The sequence below is a fragment of the Klebsiella sp. X1-16S-Nf21 genome, from assembly GCF_002837615.1.
GTDB lineage: Bacteria > Pseudomonadota > Gammaproteobacteria > Enterobacterales > Enterobacteriaceae > Klebsiella > Klebsiella variicola.
On the sequence record NZ_PJDK01000003.1, the window covers coordinates 12,880 to 30,457 of the forward strand.

The window sequence follows — 17,578 nt, forward strand, 5'->3', positions numbered from 1 at the left end:
GGCAGTAGCGGGTGCTTCAGTATTAAAGGCGCGTTAGCAAAGCGGTTATGTAGCGGATTGCAAATCCGTCTAGTCCGGTTCGACTCCGGAACGCGCCTCCACTTTCTATCCCGAGCCCGGATGGTGGAATCGGTAGACACAAGGGATTTAAAATCCCTCGGCGTTCGCGCTGTGTGGGTTCAAGTCCCACTCCGGGTACCATTGGGATAAAAGCAGAATAATCAAAGCAATAAGCAGTGTCGTGAAACCACCTACGGGTGGTTTTTTTGTTTCAAAACCACCCATTTCATAATATCACTTCATACTAGTTTTCTTGTCCACCTTGCTCTTCCCCCAGGATAACCGCACCCGGCTAAACCGTCGCGCCTCGTGGAATAATGTCGTTGGGATGATTTCGCTCCCCCAAACCGGCAGGGGGAGGCAAATCGATACTCTGCGTGCCAGAGGCCGGAGGTGAAACCGTCTCTAGAGTTCGAGGTTGAACGAAAGGACTTTCGATATAATTACCATCTCATCCGTAAGCGAGGAGAATTTTCCGGTAAATCTTTCTTCAGACTCAGGTGTCAAACTATATAGTGAATAATTTTCACCCGAAGATATACGCTCCAGTTGAAGATAGGCGGGTTTCTGCAAGGCAAAAGCCAACAGATAGAAATTAGTCGTGTGGTGAGAAAGTTCAGTGACTAATTCAGGGAGTTGCTTTGCTATATCTATTTCCTCTCTACAGCAAATCACAAAAAGCTTCCCTTCTTTGCTTTTTAATATGTTTCTGAATCTTTTAACCGCGCGGACGTAATACTCATAATCAGCAGGAGTATTTGGGTCGCGATGCGTGAATATATCATTCAGACGATATTTTTCTTTGTATTTATTGTGGTGTGCTCCGGGTTCTCGCGACTGGCGACGTAATGAGCTGTACTCATTTTTATCTAAAAATGAGGTAAAATCATCCCTCAGGCAGTCGATAATCATCGCCGGACAGGAAAATAGCCAGTCAAAAGGCAGTGATATCTTTTTCAGGTTGAATTTTTTCAATGTCCATGAAGTTAAACAATGGCTGCCCAGGGAGACAATATGTTTGACGTGCATTGAATCATCAGGAGCTCTCTCTGTTAACGCTTGTGGTGTGTAACTGAATTTATCAGATGACATTCTGGATTTCGTGAAAGCAATAAACTCGTCACTATGCATCAGCGATGAGTTAAGAAGTTCTGCTGATTCTGCAAGTGACTTATTAGCAATGGCGTTGAGGTAGTTTTTCAGACCATCGCTATCTGCCGGTCGACCGAGTAGCGTTTTATAAGTTGTTTTTATTAGATGTATTTTCAGGTATTTTTCTTTAATGTCATATCTCATTTTTTATCCAATTGAAGCTGTAGTCTTTCTTTATTTTATTGCTGCTAAAACAGGTAGGCATACAAATTATGTGGGATTATGTCAAATAGACAGGATATTGGCAATCGAGGAAATACGGGCTGCTACAGAGGACGCGGTTATTGAAGACGCTCGCCAGAATCTACGGATCCTGATGCTTGGACTGACAGGGAAAATATCCCGGAGGAGAGCATCGCACGCAGGCGAATGAATCCATCACGCTCAGCGGCGATCGTTCATTTGTCCCAGGACAAAACGATCTCTCCTTGCTACTATCAACCGGACTTTTATCCCAGCCTGCCGGAGGCATCATGTTCACAGGGCTTTGCGCATTTCCGCTGACGCCGCTGCATCAGCAGCATCTTGATGAAAAGGCGTTTATCCGTATTCTCTCTCGTCTTACCGATACCGGAGTCGACTCTCTGGGCATCTTAGGCTCGACCGGCAGCTACGCGTATCTGAATCGTGAGCAGCGCAAGCGGGTGGTGCAGGTGGCGAAAGCGCATGTTGGGTCGATCCCGATGATGGTTGGCGTCGGCGCCATCGCTACCAGCGAGGTGCTGCGCCTGGTGGAGGATGCCCAGCAGGCCGGGGCGGATGCGTTATTACTGCCGATGATGTCCTATCAGCCGCTTTCTGCGGAGGAGATCTTTGCCTTCTACGAAGAGGTCTGTCGGCACGTCTCGGTTCCGGTTTGCCTGTATGACAATCCCCGCACCACTCACGTCACGCTGGCGGATGAGCTGCAGGGTCGCATCGCCGCCTTGCCGGCCATCGCCTCGATTAAAATTCCCGGCTTGCCTGAGCCGCAGGCGCGTGAGCGGGTGGCAACGCTACGCCGTCATCTTCCTGCCCGCGTTACGCTTGGCGCCAGCGGCGATGCCCTGGCGACGGCGGGATTGCAGGCCGGTTGCCAAGTCTGGTACTCGGTTTGCGGCGGGCTCTTTCCCCAGCTTTCAGGGGCGCTGGTAAGGGCGATTCGTTCTGGCGACGCGGCACGGGTTGCGGCGCTGAATGCGCAGCTGGCCCCGCTCTGGCGATGCTTCGACCGTTATGGCGGCAGCCTGCGGGTAATCGCCAGCGCGGCGGCCATTCTGGGGCTGTGCGACCCTGACTGCCTTCCCCGCCCCTTGCTGCCGTTAGGGGAGGAGGCCATTCGCGACGTGGCGGCGGCGCTGCACGGCCTGGCCTGATGGGCATGGGCAGGCGGATTGCCGCGCCTGGTGGCTTTCTGTCGGCAATTCGGCTACTGTAGGCCCGATTTTTACCATGCGAGCCTGTGAATGAATACCGGACCTTTAAACGAAAACGAACTGGAATGGCTGGACGAGACGCTGGCGAAATACGCCACCGAAGGCGCTATTCTGGATGTGTCTGAACTGGATGGCCTGCTGACGGCTATTCTCTCTGCGCCGACCGATATCGAACCAGCTCAGTGGCTGGTGGCGATCTGGGGCGGGGCGGATAATGTGCCGCGCTGGGCCAACGACCGCGAGCGCGATCGCTTTGTCGATCTGACGCTGCAGCATATGAGCGACATCGCTGAACGGCTGGAGTCCTATCCCGATCAGTTCGAACCGCTGTTTGGCACCCGCGAAGCGGAAGGTCAGGAGCTGACGATCGTCGAAGAGTGGTGCTTTGGCTACCTGCGCGGCGTAGCGCTGAGCGACTGGTCGACGCTGCCCGCTGAACTTCAGCCGGCGCTGGACGCTATCGCGCTCCACGGCAGCGAAGCGCAGTTTACCGCACTGGATAATCTGACGGCGGATGAGTTTATCGACAGCATCGAGCGTATCACGCCGGCGGCGCTGGCGCTTTACCAGTACTGGATGGCGAATCCCCTGCCGGTGGTGGTTCCGCAGCCGGTCAGAAATGAGGCGAAGGTCGGACGCAACGATCCCTGCCCGTGCGGGAGCGGAAAAAAGTATAAGCAGTGCTGCTTAGCAAAATAAAACCAGGGGCCAGCCGGCCCCTTTTTTATCCCACCGCAGGCAGCAGTCCGGCGACGATACTGAACTGAATCGCCACAATACCGATCCCGCACAGCAGAACCAGCCACAGCGCCGGCGCGCCGCCGACCACCCGCCAGGCAGCCTGCGGATGTTGTCGGCGGCTCTTCATTGCCAGCAGGGCAGGCAACATCAGGGCCAGCACGGCGAGTGCCACCCCGGCGTAGCCCAGGGCCATAACAAAACCGCGGGGATAGAACAGGGCGAACGCCACCGGCGGCAGGAAGGTGATCGCGCCGCTCTGCAGACGTCCGCTGACGCTGTTTTTGCGTTGAAACACATCGGCCAGGTAATCAAACAAGCCGAGCGAGACGCCGAGGAATGAGGTCGCCAGCGCGAGGTCGGCAAACAGGTGCACGGCCAGCTCCACGTGCGGCGACGCCACCACTTCGCGGATCGCCTCCAGCAGACCGTTCAGACCGGCGTTTTTGGCCAGCAGCGCGGTAAAAGCGGGAGGGTTGATACTCCCCAGCGTCGCCAGCTGCCAGAAAATATAAGCCACCAGCGGAATAAAGCTGCCGATAATAAATACCCGGCGCAGTTTACGGATATCGCCGCCAAGATAGCTGACGATGCTCGGCACACTGCCGTGAAAACCAAAGGAGGTAAAGATCACCGGAATGGCGGACAGGGCCAGGCCTTGCTCAACCGGCAGCGTCAACAGATTGACCTGATGAATATGCGGCATCAGTAGCGCCAGCATAATCACCAGAAAGATGATTTTGGCGCTGAACAGGAAGCGATTGAATAAGTCGACCAGCGAGGTACCGATGCACACCACCGCCCCGCCCAGCGCCGTAAATAACAGTACGCCGGCCGCCGGCGGCAGCTGCCAGTCCAGCCACTGGTTGAGGCTGGAGGCGAGCAATTCACCGGCGCCACTGATATAGGCCGCCGTGAGGGCATACAGCAGAAACAGCATGCAGAACCCGGTTACCCACTGCCCGTAACGGCCCAGATAGCGTGCGGCCAGGGAACCAAGCCCCATGTCAGCAGGCACGTGCTGGTAGACTTCCAGCAGCAACAGGGCGGTATAGCACATCAACGCCCACAAGGTGAAAAGTAAACCCAGCGTGACGGCAAACCCGACGCCGGCGGCGGCCAAGGGCATCGCCAACATTCCTGCACCGATAGTGGTGCCAGCTACGATTAAAATACTGCCCAGAGTGCGGTTTTTCACGCTTTTCGCTATCCCTACAGCTAATAACAATAAATTATGCCGCGCAGAGTAGGGGATATTACAGCGTTCGTCAAATGAGGGTTACAAGTTCTGTAATTTTATCTTTACGCATTTAAGGGGGCGAAAGCCTGCGCTGGCGCAAGGCGCCGATGGCATGGCTGGCCTAAGCTGGTGGTTTTCAGGAGGGGTTATGTCTTCTATTCATGGTCATGAAGTTTTACAGATAATGCTCGCCTCGGGTGAGTCCTGGACGGTCGCCTCGCTGGAGGCCGCCATTCGCCGCCGCTTTGGCGAAGAGGCGCGGTTTCACACCTGTTCAGCAGAGAATCTAAGCGCCGCAGAGCTGGTGGCGTTTTTAGAGAAAAAAGGCAAATTTATTGCCAGAGAGGAAGGTTTTACTACCGCAGAAAATAAGATTTGCCGGCATTAAAATGGCCGCGACACGGGGGGGGCGCGGCGCGGAAGATTAATTCTGTGTGTCGAGGGTCGCCAGTTCTTTATCGATAAAGTACAGACCTTCGCCACTTTTTCCAACGAGGGTCAGTTTATCAATCACCGATTTAAATAATTTCTCTTCTTCGTGCTGTTCAGAGACATACCACTGCAGGAAATTAAAGGTCGGGTAATCCTGACTGGTCATGGCGGCGTGCGCCAGTTCATTAATTTTTTGCGTGATCAGCTGCTCGTGCTCATAGGTCTGGCGGAACAGCTCGTCCAGTGAGGCATATTCGGCAAACGGGGAGGCGATCGCGTTGATGCGCGGCAGGCTACCGGTGTCGGTCAGGTAGTCGAACAGGCGCTGCATATGGGTCATCTCTTCCTGGGCATGGCGACGCAGGAAGGCCGCAGCCCCTTCAAAACTGTGGTAACTGCACCAGGCGCTCATCTGCTGATAAAGAAGAGAAGAATAAAGTTCAAGATTCATCTGTTCATTCAGTTTGTCGATCATTTCCGTTTTCAGCATTGTCGCGCTCCTGGAATTAAAAAATAGATGTTATCGGCTGCCACTATAATTTGTTATTTAATTATTTGCAAAAAGTAAATTTAAAAATGTTTTATTTAAAATGCTAATGGGAATAACACGCATTGGCAATTTAATAATAAATGAGAATGGTTTTAATTTATTATTAATTGTGGTGGAAAATGGTATGACCGGCCAACGGGCTGCGAGGTAGAGCGCGCGAGGTGAGGGGGGCATGGCTGGGGGCGGGGACCTGGCGACTGGACTGGCGGAGAGGGCGAAAGTGTGAAGCGCTGCGTAATTTTTAAAACAACTTTTCATAAAATTTGAAAGTTTGTTTTCCAGGTAGTAGAGTGCAGTCAACGCCAATGACATTCTGCGGGCAGGCCCGCACAGCATTCAGGAGAGTAAACCATGAAGATTGCACTGATGATGGAGAACAGCCAGGCGAACAAAAGCGCCATCATCCTTAAGGAGCTTAGCGCCGTTGCTGACGAAAAAGGATTCCCGGTGTTCAACGTCGGCATGAGCGATGAGCACGATCATCATCTGACCTACATTCACCTCGGGATCATGGCCAGCATCCTGCTGAATTCGAAAGCGGTCGACTTCGTGGTCACCGGCTGCGGTACCGGTCAGGGGGCGCTGATGTCGCTGAATATTCACCCGGGCGTGGTCTGCGGCTACTGTATCGATCCGGCGGACGCGTTCCTGTTTGCTCAGATCAACAATGGTAATGCGCTGTCGCTGCCGTTTGCCAAAGGTTTCGGCTGGGGCGCGGAGCTGAATGTACGCTTTATCTTTGAAAAAGCGTTTACCGGCCGCAACGGCGAAGGCTATCCGCCGGAGCGCAAAGAGCCGCAGGTACGAAATGCCGGGATCCTCAACCAGGTTAAAGCGGCAGTGGTAAAAGAAAACTATCTCGACACCCTGCGCGCCATCGATCCGGAGCTGGTGAAAACCGCGGTATCCGGCCCACGCTTCCAGCAGTGCTTCTTCGAAAACTGTCAGGATAAAGCCATCGAAGCCTTCGTTCGCCAGATCGTCGGTTAACCGTCATCAGGGCCAGCGCCGCTGGCCCTTCCATCATTATTTCTTCTTCTCCGACACGCTGCTGCCGGCCGTTTTGGCCAGATGCAGGCTGTCGATCATCCCTACCAGACAGATCACCGCGATAAAGACAAACGACAGACGAAAGCTGATCCCCGGTAGCGTGGAAAGGTGCAGCCAGTCGCCGACCTGCTCGCCCAGGCGAATGCCAATCGCCCCGAGCGTGATCCCCAGCCCCACCGCCAGCTGCGACGCGGTACTGAACAGCGTATTGGCATCACTCATCTGCGCGGCGGGGACATCGGCAAAGGCCAGCGTGCTTACGCCCGTAAACTGGATCGAGCGAAATACCCCGCCGAGATAAAGGATTAACATGATGGCCCAGACCGGCGTCTGCGGCGTGAGCAGCGCACAGGCCAGCAGTGAACAGACGTTCAGTGCACCGTTGATCAACAGCAGTCGGCGAAAGCCCAGCCAGCGGATCAGCGGCGTGGTGGCGGGTTTGATGGTCAAATTGCCGACAAACACCGCCAGCACCAGCAGGCCGGAGTGGAAGGGATCCATGCCGAACCCTACCTGAAACAGCAGCGGCAGCAGAAAGGGGACCGCGCTGATGGAGGAGCGGAACAGCGAGCCGCCATACATCGTCACCCGGAACGTTGGCACCTGCAGGGCGTCGAGACGAACCATGGGCGCCGTCGCCCGGCGGAAGTGGCGTATAGCATATGTCAGACAGCCGAAGCCAAGCACGGCGAGAGCCAGCGTCGGCCAGATCTGCGGCTGGCGATCGCCGAGCCGTTCCATCGCGGTGACCAGACTGACCATCGCGACTGCGGTGGTGATAAAGCCGGTGAGATCGAAGGAGCGCCGTTCCGTTTCGCGAATATCAGGGATAATGCGCAGCGCAAGGATGATGGCTGCGAGGCCCAGCGGGACATTGATAAAGAAGATCCAGTGCCAGCTGGCGTAGCGGGTGATAAAGCCGCCCAAAGGCGGGCCGATAATGGGGGCCACCAGCGCCGGCCAGGTGAGGGTAGCGATGGCTTTGATCAGCAGGTGTTTCGGCGTGGTTCGCAGTACCGCCAGGCGACCGACAGGGACCATCAGCGCGCCTCCGATCCCCTGCAGGATACGCATGGCGACAAAAGTATGCACCTCGGTGGAGAGGCCGCAGAAGACCGAGGCAAGGGTAAAGATCGCCAGGGCGAGGGTAAAAATAGCGCGGGCGCCGAAGCGATCGGCGATCCAACCGCTGGCCGGGATCAGTACCGCGAGGGTGATCAGATAGGCGCTGATGCCGATATTCAGCTCGACCGCGGTGACGCCAAAATCTTTCGCCATATCGGGCAGCGCGGTGGCGATCACCGTCCCGTCGAGAAACTCCATAAAAAAAGCACCGGCCACCAGCAGCGCAGGCGCTGAAAAAGCACGTTCGTCTCTGGAAGAGATCGCGGTATTCATGTTGTCACTGCCATCAAGAATGTGAGCCTGAGCAAAGCGGCAGGAGAAGTTCCGCCGCCAGTAGGGTAGATAAAAAAACCTGCGACGGCAGGTTTTTTTATCTGTGAAAATTTAGGGTACTATTACGCTCCTGAAAAAAGGAGTAATTAATGTCTCAACATCTTACCGAACACGATGAGCTGGTTTCCGATGTGGTTGCTTGCCAGCTGGTTATCAAACAGATCCTCGATGTCATTGACGTCATTGCGCCCGTGGAAGTGCGTGAAAAAATGACTACTCAGCTGAAAGCTATCGACTTCGCCAGCCATCCGGCCTCTGCCGATCCGGTGACCCTTCGCGCGGTGCAAAAAGCGATCGCATTGATTGAGCTGAAGTTTACCCCGCAGGAAGAGACGCATTAATAACAGGCCTCGCCGTTTACCGGCGGGGCCTTCTTCTTTAATGGGAAACGACAGTCTGCGCAGGCGCAGGGGCAGCATCTTTGAACAATTTGCTGTTGCCCCAACACTCTTCGTAGCGATGACCGACCAGATCCTCCACGATAACTCGTACATCCGGCGCGATATCGCTGATTTTTCCGCCCGCTTTGATCCGCGCGACTTCCTGCAGCACCACCAGATGAGCTTTACGATCCAGCTTCATCTGCTTGCTGAAGACGATGGCGGCCAACGCTAACGCGATCACCCCGACGCAGAATACCACCGCGATAGCGGTCACCGCGCTTTCCGGTTGGCTGTGCGCTTTTGACTGGAAACCGTAGAAGCTCAGGATCGCCCCCATCGAGAACACCACAATCGAGCGCAGAATTTTCCCTGAGAAGGTCATGGCGCCGGCATAGATCCCTTCCCGACGGCGTCCGGTGTAGATCTCATCGACATCGGCCAGGAAGGTGTAAACGGTCCAGGGAATGTAGTAAACCCCGCCGGTACCCAGGCCGAACAGCACGGTAATGCCAAACATCAGCACCGTCGCCAGGCCTGACGGCAGATGGAAGAACCACAGCGAGGTATACAGCAGGACCGCGAAAATCACGATCCCCAGCGCCAGGATATAGGGTTTGCTGAAGCCCTTTTTCACGCACAGGCCGATAAACAGCGCCGTAGAGATCAGCTGCAGAATCGAGTTCAGGCTATTCAGTCCGGCGACCATCGCCGGGTCGTGCTGAAGAACGAATATCACGAAATAGGTAAAGATGGAGGCAAACAGCCATTCAGCGCCAAACCCGCACAGGTACATACCAAGATGTTTGCGGAATACGCGCAGATAAAAGGTGGAACGCATGTCTTTTGCCAGCGACAGCAGGGTGCTCAGCAGCCCTTTACTGGCGCTGGTTTCTATCTCTTCCTCGCGCTTTCGTTCCCAGCTGCAAAGCCACAGGCAGGAAATCGCGACGATGAGGATAACGCCGTAGGTCAGACCGGTGAGGAAGAAAGGGGTGGCAGAATCTTTGCCATACAGCAGAATGAACTGTCCGGGAATAAACGCCGCAAGGAAGTTGGCTAGCTTGCCGAAAATGGCTTTATAGCCGGTCAGTTTTGAGCGCAGCGAGAAATCATCGGTCATCTCTGTCGCCAGCGTTTCATAAGGCACCATGATAGAGGTGTAGATGATCTCAAACACCACATAGGTGCAGAGGTAGTACCAGAAACTCAGGCCTTCCACCCACAGCAGCGGGTAGAACATCATCAAGGGGATGCCGATCAGCAGAAAGAAACGCCGGCGGCCAAAGCGCTTGCCTAAGCGCGTTTTGCCAAAGTTATCGGTGAGATAGCCCATCAGCGGGTTGCTGATAGCATCGATGATGCTGGCGACGGAGAAGATAAATGAGGCCTCGATCAGCGTCAGGCCGCAAAAAGTCGTATAAAAATAGAGCAGCCAGGCGCCGCTTATCGCCAGCGCGCCACTCCCCAACAGATTACCACCGCCGTAAGCTAACTGATGGCGTAACAAGATCGGTCTTCCCTGCAGCCCTTCAGGGGCTGAAGCCGTGTATCTAGCCATAAAAAATAAACCTCGTGTTTTATATTTTTGAAACACTGTTTTTATATTTCTTTGTGGCTTGATAAAAAGTGACCGCGCTCACTAATCCCTGAGAAGGGGTAACGGTGACGAGGGAATGCGATCGCGTTAAAACTTTTTTATTCTATTGGGGAATAAATGAGGTGGAAAAATTGACATAACTGATTTAAAGCGAGAGACGGGGCAGCGTGGGCACGCTCCCCCTGACAGAGCGAAAATGGCTGACTAATGCGGCTTCCGTGGTTCTCCGACCAATGCCATCAGACGCCGATCGGTCTGCTCCATTCCGAGACCAGCTTTATCGGCATTGCGGATTTCCTCAAGCACGCTTTGCAACAGCAGACCATCCTGTTGCTGCTCTTCCGCCAGCAGCGTCAGAAATCGCCAGGTGTTGTCGTCGCTTTGTGCCCTGGCTTCTTCGGCAAGACCGCTCAGCATACTGCTTCGCTGTTGGTAATCGTTCAGGGTTTGGGTAAACAGATCTTCCAGCGAGGTGCATTCGGGATTACAGGCGCGGTCGGGATTCACTATCGGCCAGCTGCCGGCTTTTTTCAGATAGTCAAATACGCGCATGGTGAGGGTAATGCTGCTTTGCGCGCGGGTGCGCAAAAATGTCGCGGCGCCGTCGAAGCGATGCCGGGCACACCACTCGCTTAAGTTCAGGTAAACGTTAGAGGCGTGAAACTCAAGATTCATCTGGGTGTTTAGCTTTTGTGCCATTCCTGGAACTGCCATAAAAAAATATCCTTATTAACCGGGAAGGGGTTACTGATGCGTGTCGACAGATCCTGCGGATAACCACAAGATAAAATAGTGACACGCGGCACTGTTGCAGAATAATAAAACTCTACACATTCCGTATGAGTCGGGTATTTTTTCCATTTGCCGACGATTTAAGAATACTCGCTCAACGGAATTAAGAAAACTCTCAATCGCGGTAATTTACGTTTTGTTACACCATTATTTTTAGAGGGTATCTGGACTGAAATCATGCGCCGTTGGCCGGGGCTTGCTGGCATCGCGTTAGTGATAAGTTATAGGTATTTGACTACGAAATTTGTCGTAGAACAGAGCGGAATAAGTTATTTCAAGCGTAATGTTTCTGGCTAATGATCATTATTTTTATTTTTTGTTGCAGGCTTTTATTTGAAGCGGAATATTTTTTCAATTCGGTATTAATTACGGAAAAGATCCGTTTTTTCGCGATATTAAGCGGTCCCGGTCGCCCGGCGATGCGGGGCTGTTGTCACTGAGGAGGTACAGAGGCAAACGCCCTTTACGAGGCTGGCAATCGCCGGGGATAACAGCGCTGTAACCCTCTGTTAAACATCCTCTGACATCACAAGGATAAGTCTGCTGGTGGTATAGATGATCCTGCTATAGCCCGGTAAAATTGTATGACAATTGTGTCATTTTTTATGTCATTTTTTGCTAAATGTATGTACGCAATTACTGTAATTCCGCGATGTGATAATGCTCTCGTATGGAGAAATAATTTCCGGGTATTACTACTCTAACAACGGCAGTGGGGAATGCGATTTTTCTAATGCCTTGTTTTGATGCCGATAAAATTGTTAATTCCGATTTTTCCCTACATGAAAGCGAATTAAAGCTGGAGTTTACCATGCACAAATTTACTAAAGCGCTGGCGGCCATTGGTCTCGCTGCGGTTATGTCACAATCAGCTATGGCGGAAAATTTGAAACTGGGTTTTCTGGTGAAGCAGCCGGAAGAGCCATGGTTCCAGACTGAGTGGAAATTTGCTGATAAAGCAGGAAAAGATTTAGGGTTTGACGTCATTAAAATTGCGGTTCCGGATGGTGAGAAAACCCTCAACGCAATCGACAGCCTGGCAGCCAGCGGCGCGAAGGGCTTTGTCATCTGTACCCCCGATCCCAAGCTCGGGTCGGCGATTGTCGCCAAAGCGCGCGGCTATGACATGAAGGTCATTACCGTCGATGACCAGTTCGTCAATGCGAAAGGCAAACCGATGGAGAGCGTACCGCTGGTGATGATGGCGGCCAGCGAAATCGGCGCCCGCCAGGGGCAGGAACTCTATAAAGAGATGCAAAAACGCGGCTGGGATGTTAAAGACACCGCGGTGATGGCTATCACCGCCGATGAGCTGGACACCGCCCGTCGTCGCACCACCGGCTCCATCGATGCCCTGAAGGCAGCCGGCTTCCCGGACGCGCAAATCTACCGCGTGCCGACAAAATCTAACGATATCCCGGGGGCGTTTGACGCCGGTAACTCCATGCTGGTCCAGCACCCGCAGGTGAAACACTGGCTGATCGTGGGGATGAACGACAACACCGTGCTCGGCGGCGTGCGTGCCACTGAAGGCCAGGGCTTTAAAGCACCGGATGTGATTGGCATCGGCATCAACGGTGTGGATGCGGTCAACGAACTGTCGAAGGCGCAACCGACCGGCTTCTATGGTTCCCTGCTGCCAAGCCCGGATATTCATGGCTATAAAACCAGCGAAATGCTCTACAACTGGGTCACTAAGGGCGTTGAGCCGCCGAAGTTCACGGCGGTGACCGATGTGGTGCTGATTACCCGCGATAACTTCAAAGAAGAGCTGGCGAAAAAAGGGCTGTAACAGCCTGGTTGAACTGGCCCCCGCCGCGGCGGGGGCTGAGTGCTGAAGAGCGGAGTCGTTATGCAACAGTCTACCCCTTATCTCTCATTTCGCGGCATCACCATGACGTTCCCTGGCGTAAAGGCTTTGTCCGATATCAGTTTTGACTGCTACCCCGGACAGATCCACGCGCTGATGGGTGAAAATGGCGCAGGCAAATCGACGCTGCTGAAAATTCTCAGCGGCAACTATATTCCGACCGCTGGCCACCTGCAGATCGGCGGCCAGCAGATGGCGTTCAGCAATACCATGGAGGCGCTGAACGCCGGCGTGGCGATTATCTACCAGGAGCTGCATCTGATCCCGGAGATGACCGTCGCCGAAAATATCTATCTTGGCCAGCTACCGCACAGAGGCGGTATCGTCAACCGATCGTTGCTCAACTATGAGGCCCGCCTGCAGCTGGAACATCTGGGGCTGGATATCGATCCGGAGACGCCGCTGAAGTATCTCTCTATAGGCCAGTGGCAGATGGTGGAGATTGCCAAAGCGCTGGCGCGCAATGCCAAGATCATCGCTTTCGATGAACCGACCAGTTCGCTCTCCGCCCGGGAGATCGACAATCTGTTTCGCGTTATCCGCGAACTGCGGGAGGAGGGGCGAGTCATCATCTATGTTTCGCACCGGATGGAAGAAATTTTTGCCCTCAGCGATGCCATCACCGTCTTTAAGGATGGCCGCTATGTCTGCACTTTTGACGATATGCCGAGCGTCAGTCATGACGCCCTGGTTCAGGCGATGGTAGGGCGCAATCTGGGCGATATATACGGCTGGAAACCTCGCCCCTATGGCGAAGAGCGGCTGCGTCTGGAGGAGGTCAAAGCACCGGGCGTGCGTACGCCGATCAGCCTCTCGGTACGCAGTGGCGAAATCGTCGGCCTGTTCGGGCTGGTGGGCGCCGGGCGCAGCGAACTGATGAAAGGCTTATTTGGCGGCACCCGGATCACCGGCGGTCAGGTGTATATCGATGGCCAGCCCGTGGACATTCGTAAACCGGCCCAGGCCATCCAGGCCGGGATGATGCTGTGCCCGGAAGATCGCAAAGCGGAGGGGATTATTCCGGTTCACTCCGTACGCGACAATATCAATATCAGCGCCCGGCGCAAGCATATTCACGCTGGCTGCCTGATCAACAACGCCTGGGAGGCAGACAATGCCGATCAGCATATCCAGTCGCTGAACATTAAAACGCCTGGCCCGGAACAGCTGATCATGAACCTGTCGGGCGGCAACCAGCAGAAAGCGATCCTTGGCCGCTGGCTGTCGGAAGAGATGAAGGTGATCCTGCTCGATGAGCCCACCCGCGGCATCGACGTCGGCGCCAAACATGAAATTTACAACGTGATATATGGCCTCGCCGCCTCAGGTGTTGCCGTGGTGTTTGCCTCCAGCGACCTGCCGGAAGTGCTGGGCGTCGCTGACCGCATCGTGGTGATGCGCGAGGGGCAAATCGCCGGCGAACTGCTGCATGAAGAAGCCAATGAACAGCAGGCGTTAAGCCTTGCGATGCCAAAAGTGAGTCAGGCTGTCGCCTGAGTAAGGAGTAAATGATGTCATCTGTGACTACGTCTGGCGCTACCCGCTCTGCCTTTAGCTTTGCCCGCATTTGGGATCAGTTTGGCATGCTGGTGGTGTTTGCTGTGCTGTTTATCGGCTGCGTAATTTTTGTGCCCAACTTTGCCTCATTCGTCAATATGAAGGGGCTGGGGCTGGCGATCTCGATGTCCGGAATGGTGGCCTGCGGCATGCTCTTCTGCCTGGCCTCCGGCGATTTTGACCTGTCGGTGGCGTCGGTTATCGCCTGTGCCGGGGTCACTACCGCAGTGGTGATTAACCTGAGCGAAAGCCTGTGGCTGGGGATTGCCGCCGGCCTGCTGCTGGGCGCGGTCAGTGGTCTGGTCAACGGCTTTGTCATTGCGCGCCTGAAGATTAACGCCCTGATCACCACCCTCGCGACGATGCAAATCGTCCGGGGCCTGGCCTACATTATCTCCGACGGGAAAGCGGTGGGGATCGAAGATGAGCGCTTCTTCACTCTCGGCTACGCCAACTGGTTTGGTCTGCCGGCGCCAATCTGGCTGACGGTCGCCTGCCTGGTGGTTTTCGGATTATTACTAAACAAAACCACCTTTGGCCGTAATACGCTGGCTATTGGCGGCAATGAAGAGGCGGCGCGTCTGGCCGGGGTCCCGGTGGTGCGCACCAAGATTATTATCTTTGTGCTCTCCGGTCTGGTATCGGCCGCCGCGGGGATCATTCTGGCGTCGCGGATGACCAGCGGCCAGCCGATGACCTCGATTGGCTATGAGCTGATTGTTATTTCAGCCTGCGTGCTGGGTGGGGTATCGCTGAAGGGCGGGATCGGCAAGATCTCCTACGTGGTCGCCGGGATCCTGATCCTCGGGACCGTGGAGAACGCGATGAACCTGCTGAACATCTCGCCTTTCTCACAATACGTCGTGCGCGGTGTGATCCTGCTGGCGGCGGTGATTTTTGACCGCTACAAACAAAAAGCCAAACGCGCGGCCTGATTTCAGGCATAACTTTTAAGTCTACAGAGTAATTACCGCCAGCGCCCGTTTCGCTGGCGGTAACTATCAAAAATGGCGAGGTTGGTCACACTGTCTATACTTACATGGCTAACATATAATTAACAACCAGCTTCGGCTGGCCATGATAAGGAGGAAACAGGGTGGATAACCAGATATCTGTACCGCCTGCGCTAACCGGAAACTACGCTTTTTTCTTTGACCTCGACGGTACTCTTGCCGATATCCAACCGCACCCCGATCAGGTGGTGATACCCGACAACACGTTGCAGGCGCTCAACGCGCTGGCCCAGCAGCAGGGTGGGGCGGTGGCATTGATTTCAGGGCGCTCAATGGCTGAACTTGACGCGCTAACCCATCCCTGGCGGCTACCGCTGGCCGGCGTTCACGGGGCAGAACGCCGTGATATCAATGGTAAAACCTATATCGTTTCTCTGCCGTCGGCGCTGCGCGATGAAATCGCGACTGAGCTGACCTCGGCGCTGCAGGGGCTCTCCGGCTGCGAGCTGGAGAGTAAGGAGATGGCCTTCGCGCTGCACTACCGCCAGGCTCCGCAGCAGCAGAGCGCAGTACTGGAGCTGGCTCAGCGCATCGTTCAGCGCTACCCGCTGCTGGCACTGCAGCTGGGTAAATGTGTGGTGGAGATTAAACCCCGCGGAGTGAACAAAGGGGAGGCGATCAGCGCCTTCATGCAGGAGGCGCCGTTTGCCGGCCGCGAACCGGTTTTTGTCGGCGATGATTTGACCGATGAGGCGGGATTTAGCGTGGTTAATCAACTGCAGGGAATGTCGGTAAAAGTCGGCGCCGGGGAAACTCAGGCGCACTGGCGGTTGGCGGATGCCGCCGCTGTAAGGACGTGGTTGCAACATCTGGCGTATGACGCGCAAACCGAAAGGAGGGATGACCATGAGTCGTTTAGTCGTAGTCTCTAACCGTATCGCCTTACCGGACGATAAAAAATCGAGCGCTGGCGGTCTGGCCGTCGGCATCCTGGGGGCACTGAAAGCGGCGGGGGGTCTGTGGTTTGGCTGGAGCGGCGAAATTGGCGATGACCAGCAGCCGCTGAAGCAGGTCTCCCGCGGAAATATCTCCTGGGCGTCGTTCAACCTGAATGAACGGGACCATGATGAATATTACAACCAGTTTTCCAACGCCGTGCTGTGGCCGGCCTTCCACTATCGTCTTGACCTGGTCAGCTTCCAGCGCGAAGCCTGGGAGGGATATCTGCGGGTCAACGCGATGCTGGCCGACAAGCTTCTGCCGCTGATCGAGCCAGACGATACGCTGTGGATCCATGATTACCATCTGCTGCCTTTCGCCAGTGAACTGCGTAAGCGCGGAGTGAACAACCGGATCGGCTTCTTTTTGCATATTCCATTCCCGACGCCGGAGATTTTTAACGCGCTACCGCCGCATGCCGAGCTGCTGGAGCAACTGTGCGATTACGATCTGCTGGGCTTCCAGACCGAAAGCGACAGAACCGCCTTTCTTGACAGCATTGCCATGCAGACCCGACTCTCCGATCTCGGGGACAAACGCTATCAGGCATGGGGTAAGGCGTTCAGTACCGAGGTTTATCCGATTGGGATCGATCCGGACGAAATTACGCGCAACGCCAAAGGCCCGCTGCCGCCGAAGCTGGCTCAGCTGAAGAATGAGCTGAAAAATGTGAAGAATATCTTCTCCGTGGAGCGGCTTGACTACTCGAAAGGGTTGCCGGAGCGATTCCTCGCCTATGAGACGCTGCTTGAGAAGTACCCTCAACATCATGGCAAGATCCGTTATACCCAGATCGCGCCCACTTCCCGTGGCGATGTACAGGCCTATCAGGATATTCGTCACCAGCTGGAAACTGCAGCCGGACGCATCAATGGCCAGTTTGGCCAGCTTGGCTGGACCCCGCTCTACTACCTGAACCAGCATTTTGACCGTAAGCTGCTGATGAAGGTCTTCCGCTACTCTGACGTCGGGCTGGTGACGCCGCTGCGTGATGGCATGAACCTGGTGGCGAAAGAATACGTCGCAGCGCAGGATCCGGATAACCCCGGGGTGCTGGTCCTGTCGCAGTTTGCCGGGGCGGCGCAGGAGCTGACCAGCGCGCTGATCGTCAACCCTTACGATCGCGATGAGGTTGCCACCGCGCTGGATCGTGCTCTCAGCATGCCGCTGCCGGAACGTATCGCCCGTCATTCCGCGATGCTGGACGTGATCAGAGAGAATGATATTCATAACTGGCAGGCGCGTTTTGTCGACGATCTGCAGCATATTTCGCCGCGCAGCGAGGAGAGCCGCCTGCGGGGGAAGATAGCCACCTTCCCTAAACTGGCCTAG

Annotated in this window: 17 protein-coding genes, 2 tRNA genes and 1 pseudogene; 13 read left to right on the plus strand and 7 right to left on the minus strand. The window is 54.9% G+C overall.

The window, feature by feature from the left end; translation table 11 throughout:
- Positions 1-27 precede the first annotated feature (27 nt).
- A tRNA-Cys gene (locus tag CW267_RS02365) sits at positions 28-101 on the plus strand.
- A 13-nt stretch (positions 102-114) separates the two neighbouring features.
- Positions 115-201: transfer RNA gene (locus CW267_RS02370), tRNA-Leu, on the plus strand.
- A 264-nt stretch (positions 202-465) separates the two neighbouring features.
- On the opposite strand, the gene CW267_RS02375 is transcribed toward CW267_RS02370, so the two are convergent.
- Complete coding sequence (locus CW267_RS02375) at positions 466-1,356, minus strand: DUF1796 family putative cysteine peptidase (protein ID WP_048268577.1); 891 nt, start codon at positions 1,354-1,356, stop codon at positions 466-468.
- Between the two features lie 329 nt (positions 1,357-1,685).
- Here CW267_RS02375 and CW267_RS02380 point away from each other — a divergent pair, with 329 nt between their 5' ends.
- Both CW267_RS02380 and CW267_RS02385 read left to right on the plus strand, forming a co-directional pair.
- Positions 1,686-2,567: a dihydrodipicolinate synthase family protein gene (locus CW267_RS02380; RefSeq protein ID WP_012541232.1), complete on the plus strand. Its 882-nt coding sequence runs from the start codon at positions 1,686-1,688 to the stop codon at positions 2,565-2,567.
- 90 nt (positions 2,568-2,657) lie between these two features.
- A complete protein-coding gene (locus CW267_RS02385) occupies positions 2,658-3,326 on the plus strand; it encodes a YecA family protein (RefSeq protein WP_043875061.1) in 669 nt (222 codons plus the stop codon).
- A 25-nt stretch (positions 3,327-3,351) separates the two neighbouring features.
- Here the strand turns inward: CW267_RS02385 and tyrP are convergent, their stop codons facing one another.
- Positions 3,352-4,563, minus strand: a complete 1,212-nt coding sequence (tyrP, locus tag CW267_RS02390) for a tyrosine transporter TyrP (RefSeq protein ID WP_012541234.1) — start codon at positions 4,561-4,563, stop codon at positions 3,352-3,354.
- A gap of 190 nt (positions 4,564-4,753) precedes the next feature.
- Here tyrP and CW267_RS02395 point away from each other — a divergent pair, with 190 nt between their 5' ends.
- Positions 4,754-4,993: a YecH family metal-binding protein gene (locus CW267_RS02395; protein WP_080895570.1), complete on the plus strand. Its 240-nt coding sequence runs from the start codon at positions 4,754-4,756 to the stop codon at positions 4,991-4,993.
- A gap of 36 nt (positions 4,994-5,029) precedes the next feature.
- On the opposite strand, the gene ftnA is transcribed toward CW267_RS02395, so the two are convergent.
- Entirely contained in the window at positions 5,030-5,527 is a 498-nt protein-coding gene (ftnA, locus tag CW267_RS02400; RefSeq protein WP_012541235.1) for a non-heme ferritin, read from the minus strand.
- Between the two features lie 57 nt (positions 5,528-5,584).
- A complete protein-coding gene (locus CW267_RS31635) occupies positions 5,585-5,899 on the minus strand; it encodes a hypothetical protein (RefSeq protein ID WP_080895569.1) in 315 nt (104 codons plus the stop codon).
- Between the two features lie 39 nt (positions 5,900-5,938).
- Between CW267_RS31635 and CW267_RS02410 the strand changes: the two genes are divergently transcribed.
- Positions 5,939-6,577: an RpiB/LacA/LacB family sugar-phosphate isomerase gene (locus CW267_RS02410; protein ID WP_100780974.1), complete on the plus strand. Its 639-nt coding sequence runs from the start codon at positions 5,939-5,941 to the stop codon at positions 6,575-6,577.
- Between the two features lie 36 nt (positions 6,578-6,613).
- Here the strand turns inward: CW267_RS02410 and CW267_RS02415 are convergent, their stop codons facing one another.
- Positions 6,614-8,035: an MFS transporter gene (locus CW267_RS02415; protein WP_012541236.1), complete on the minus strand. Its 1,422-nt coding sequence runs from the start codon at positions 8,033-8,035 to the stop codon at positions 6,614-6,616.
- Between the two features lie 149 nt (positions 8,036-8,184).
- On the opposite strand from CW267_RS02415, the gene CW267_RS02420 reads away from it, so the two are divergent.
- On the plus strand, positions 8,185-8,436 hold the full coding sequence (locus CW267_RS02420; RefSeq protein WP_002911524.1) for a DUF2766 family protein: 252 nt from the start codon (positions 8,185-8,187) through the stop codon (positions 8,434-8,436).
- 37 nt (positions 8,437-8,473) lie between these two features.
- Here the strand turns inward: CW267_RS02420 and CW267_RS02425 are convergent, their stop codons facing one another.
- Entirely contained in the window at positions 8,474-9,985 is a 1,512-nt protein-coding gene (locus CW267_RS02425; protein ID WP_165787418.1) for an MFS transporter, read from the minus strand.
- A 65-nt stretch (positions 9,986-10,050) separates the two neighbouring features.
- Here CW267_RS02425 and CW267_RS31640 point away from each other — a divergent pair.
- Positions 10,051-10,215 (plus strand): annotated as a pseudogene (locus CW267_RS31640) (succinate dehydrogenase).
- 64 nt (positions 10,216-10,279) lie between these two features.
- Here CW267_RS31640 and CW267_RS02430 read toward each other — a convergent pair.
- Entirely contained in the window at positions 10,280-10,789 is a 510-nt protein-coding gene (locus tag CW267_RS02430) for a non-heme ferritin-like protein (RefSeq protein WP_012541238.1), read from the minus strand.
- A gap of 889 nt (positions 10,790-11,678) precedes the next feature.
- On the opposite strand from CW267_RS02430, the gene CW267_RS02435 reads away from it, so the two are divergent.
- The 5 genes from CW267_RS02435 (at position 11,679) to otsA (ending at position 17,578) form a co-directional block, all read left to right on the plus strand.
- A complete protein-coding gene (locus CW267_RS02435; RefSeq protein WP_002911518.1) occupies positions 11,679-12,659 on the plus strand; it encodes an arabinose ABC transporter substrate-binding protein in 981 nt (326 codons plus the stop codon).
- 60 nt (positions 12,660-12,719) lie between these two features.
- Positions 12,720-14,234 carry an L-arabinose ABC transporter ATP-binding protein AraG gene (araG, locus tag CW267_RS02440; protein WP_049138232.1) on the plus strand — a complete coding sequence of 505 codons (1,515 nt, stop codon included), beginning with the start codon at positions 12,720-12,722 and terminating at the stop codon, positions 14,232-14,234.
- A gap of 14 nt (positions 14,235-14,248) precedes the next feature.
- The gene (gene araH / locus CW267_RS02445) at positions 14,249-15,229 is read left to right on the plus strand and encodes an L-arabinose ABC transporter permease AraH (protein ID WP_004203438.1); all 981 of its coding nucleotides are present in this window, start codon (positions 14,249-14,251) and stop codon (positions 15,227-15,229) included.
- A gap of 161 nt (positions 15,230-15,390) precedes the next feature.
- Positions 15,391-16,179, plus strand: a complete 789-nt coding sequence (gene otsB / locus CW267_RS02450) for a trehalose-phosphatase (protein WP_012967673.1) — start codon at positions 15,391-15,393, stop codon at positions 16,177-16,179.
- Positions 16,154-17,578, plus strand: coding sequence for an alpha,alpha-trehalose-phosphate synthase (otsA, locus tag CW267_RS02455; RefSeq protein WP_012967674.1), 1,425 nt, complete (start codon positions 16,154-16,156; stop codon positions 17,576-17,578). Before otsB ends, otsA begins: the two co-directional genes overlap by 26 nt.